Raw genomic sequence first — 3,399 nt, 5'->3', positions numbered from 1 at the left:
CTTTCCGAACACCGCTGCTTCGGCGGCACCCTGCGCTTCCTCGCGCACGAGTCGCGCGAAGTCGGGCTGCCGATGCGCTTCTCGATCTTCCTGCCGCCGCAGGCGGAACGCGCCCCGGTGCCGGCGCTGCTGTACCTCGCGGGCCTGACCTGCAACGAGGAAACCTTCATGGTCAAGGCCGGGGCGCAACGGCTCGCCGCCGAGCTCGGCCTGGCATTGATCGCGCCCGACACCAGCCCGCGCGGCTCGGYGGCCGAAGACATCGAAGGCGCGACGGCTAGCTGGGATTTCGGCATCGGCGCCGGCTTCTACCTCGACGCCACCGAGGCGCCGTGGGCGACGCACTGGCGCATGGAAAGCTGGATCGTCGAAGAGCTGTTGCCGCTGATCGCGCAGCAGCTGCCGATCGATGGCGAGCGCATCGGCATCTTCGGCCATTCGATGGGCGGCCATGGCGCGCTAACGCTCGCATTGCGCCATCCGGGCCGCTTCAAGTCCGTGTCGGCACTGGCGCCGATCTGTGCGCCGGCGCAGTGCCCGTGGGGCGAGAAGGCCTTCAGCGGCTACCTGGGCGCCGACCGTTCACGATGGCTGGCCCACGACGCCAGCGCGCTGATGCGATCGCAGAGCGCGACGCCCTTCCCGGACGGCATCCTCATCGACCAGGGCCTGACCGACAAGTTCCTCGCCGACCAGTTGCATCCGGAGCGCTTCGAGGCCGCCTGTGCCAGTGCCGGCCAGCCGCTCACGCTGCGCCGCCACGCGGGCTACGACCATGGTTACTACTTCATCCAGAGTTTCGTGGCGGACCACCTGGCGCACCATGCCCAGCGCCTGCTCGGCTGAGCCACCACCCACGCCGGCATGAACACAGCCCCTCCACCCCTGCCCGAACGCGAAGACATCGCCCTGCTCGAACCCTTCGACGGCCTGGGCCTGAACGCGATCCGGCTGGTCGCCACAGCGCAGGACGCAGCGGATGCCGAGGCGGCGCTGATGGCCAGCCGCGTGGTCGGCTTCGACACCGAATCGAAACCGACCTTCGCCAAGAACGAGGTCTCGGGCGGTCCGCACGTGATCCAGTTCGCCACCCGCGACGAGGCGTGGCTGTTTCAGCTGCACCGCAGCGAATTCCACCATACGCTGGCGGCGCTGCTCGGCAGCGCGGAGCTGATCAAGGCCGGTTTCGGCTTGTCGAGCGACCTGAGCCTGATCCGCCAGCGATTCGGCGTCGAGCCGCAGGGCGTGCTCGACCTCGACAGCGAATTCCGCCGCCGCGGCTACCGCCGGTCGGTCGGCGTGAAGACCGCGGTGGCGCTGGTGTTCGAGCGGCGCTTCGTCAAGTCGCGCAAGGCCACGACCTCGAACTGGGCCAACCGGCAGTTGACCGACGCCCAGTTGCGCTACGCGGCCAACGATGCCTACGCGGCGATCCGCGTTTTCGACGCCCTGGGGCTGCGCGCCAGCGCCTGACTCACGACGGCGGCGACAGCCAGGCCCGCACCTGCCCCACCAGCGTAGGCAGCGGCGCGGTGGCATCGACCTCCAGCACGCCCGGCTCCCCGACCGGCGACTCCAGCGTCGCGAACTGGTTGGCGACCAGGCTGGCCGGGAACATGTGCTCGCCGGCACGCGCCGCCACCCGGCGTTCGGCCTCCTCCGGCGTCAGGGCCATGAAGACGAAGCGAAGCCCCGGCACCGCGGCGCGCAGCCGCTCGCGGTAGTCGCGCTTCAGGGCCGAGCAGGTCAGCACGGCTCCTTGGCGCTGGCCGGCCAGCTCTCGTCCGAGGGTCGTCAGCCAGTCCACCCGGTCGGCATCGGTGAGCGCGATACCGGCGCGCATCTTGCTCACGTTTTCGGCCGGGTGGAAGTCGTCGCCTTCGATCAGCGGCAGCCCGCAGTCGCGCGCCAAGGCCGCGCCGAGGCTCGACTTGCCGCAGCCGGAAACACCCATCACAACCATCCAGGCCATCGTCATCGCTTCGGGAACATAAAGCTTAGGCATTCACTCCATTGTGGGTCCATCTCTCCTTAAGATGGCGGGTTTCGCCAAGAAGTAACAATTCGCATCCATGGTCCAGCTCGCCCTGCGTCGTCCATACACCTTCATCGTGATGGCGATGCTGATCGTGCTGGCCACGCCTTTCGTGCTGCTGCGGATGGCCACCGACATCTTCCCGGAAATCAACATTCCGGTGATCAGCATCATCTGGAACTACGGCGGCCTGCCGGCGCAGGAGATGGGCCAGCGCATCGCCGGGCAGACCGAGCGCAGCCTGACCACCACGGTAAGCGACATCGAGCACATCGAGTCGCAGTCGCTGGCCGGCGTCACCGTGATCAAGGTCTTTTTCCAGCCGACCGCCAACATCGAGACCGCGATCGCCCAGGTGGTGGCCTCGATGCAGACCCAGGTGCGGCAACTGCCGCCGGGCATCACGCCGCCGCTGGTGATCAAGTACTCGGCCTCGAGCATCCCGGTGATCCAGCTGGCACTGTCGAGCCCGACCCGGCCCGAGAATGCGCTGTTCGACGCCGCGGTCAACCAGCTGCGGCCGCAGCTGATCACCATCCCCGGCGTGGCGGTGCCTTTCCCCTACGGCGGCAAGAACCGGCTGATTTCGGTCGACCTCGACACCCAGGCGCTGCAGGCGCGCGGGCTCTCGCCGGCCGACGTGGTGAATGCGGTCAATGCCCAGAACCTGATTCTGCCCTCGGGCACGGCCAAGTTCGGCGCCACCGAATACAGCGTGCGGCTCAACGGCTCGCCCGAGGTCCTGGCCGGGCTCAACGACCTGCCGGTGCGCACCGCGGCCGGCGCCACCACCTACCTGCGCGATGTCGCCAACGTGCGCGACGGCTTCTCGCCGCAGACCAACGTGGTGCGCCAGGACGGTGTGCGCGGCGTGCTGCTGTCGGTGCTGAAGAACGGCGGCGCCTCGACGCTGGACATCGTTTCCAACCTGCGCGCCCTGCTGCCGGTGGCGGCCGAAGGCATGCCGTCGGACATCAAGGTCACGCCCCTGTTCGACCAGTCCGTGTTCGTCAAGGCCGCGGTGACCGGCGTGGTGGCCGAGGCCGTGATCGCCGCCGCGCTGACCGCCGCGATGGTGCTGCTGTTCCTCGGCAACTGGCGCAGCACGCTGATCATCGCGCTGACCATCCCGCTGTCGATCCTCGCCTCGATCCTGGTTCTCTACGCCTTCGGCCAGACCCTGAACCTGATGACGCTGGGCGGCTTGGCGCTCTCGGTCGGCATCCTGGTCGACCAGGCGATCGTGACGATCGAGAACATCGAGCGCCACCTGCACATGGGCACCGAGCTCAACCAGGCGATCCTGGTCGGCGCCGGCGAGATCGGGCCCGCCGCCTTCGTTTCCACGCTGTGCATCTGCATCG

At 68.3% G+C, this 3,399-nt stretch carries 4 protein-coding genes; 3 read left to right on the top strand and 1 reads right to left on the bottom strand.

All coding sequences use genetic code 11. The features are described from left to right. Together fghA and AC1DY5_RS48025 are read left to right on the top strand one after the other, a co-directional pair. Window positions 1-846, top strand: an 846-nt coding sequence (gene fghA, locus AC1DY5_RS48030) for an S-formylglutathione hydrolase (RefSeq protein ID WP_478121400.1), incomplete at its 5' end; no start/stop codon positions are given. 18 nt (window positions 847-864) lie between these two features. Further along, window positions 865-1,473: a 3'-5' exonuclease gene (locus tag AC1DY5_RS48025; protein WP_478121399.1), complete on the top strand. Its 609-nt coding sequence runs from the start codon at window positions 865-867 to the stop codon at window positions 1,471-1,473. Window position 1,474: 1 nt separating this feature from the next. On the opposite strand, the gene AC1DY5_RS48020 is transcribed toward AC1DY5_RS48025, so the two are convergent. Then, on the bottom strand, window positions 1,475-2,005 hold the full coding sequence (locus AC1DY5_RS48020) for a gluconokinase (protein ID WP_478121398.1): 531 nt from the start codon (window positions 2,003-2,005) through the stop codon (window positions 1,475-1,477). Between the two features lie 67 nt (window positions 2,006-2,072). Between AC1DY5_RS48020 and AC1DY5_RS48015 the strand changes: the two genes are divergently transcribed. Next, window positions 2,073-3,399 (top strand): efflux RND transporter permease subunit (locus tag AC1DY5_RS48015; RefSeq protein WP_478121397.1); only part of this gene is annotated, 1,327 nt, incomplete at its 3' end.

It is taken from the genome of Variovorax sp. P4_D9, assembly GCF_056401695.1.
This window is presented reverse-complemented; position numbering and strand designations above follow the sequence as displayed.

Coding starts and splice junctions, on each gene's coding strand:
- AC1DY5_RS48020 (WP_478121398.1), bottom strand. CDS start 2,005: ATGCCTAAGCTTTATGTTCCCGAAGCGATGACGATGGCCTGGATGGTT.
- AC1DY5_RS48025 (WP_478121399.1), top strand. CDS start 865: ATGAACACAGCCCCTCCACCCCTGCCCGAACGCGAAGACATCGCCCTG.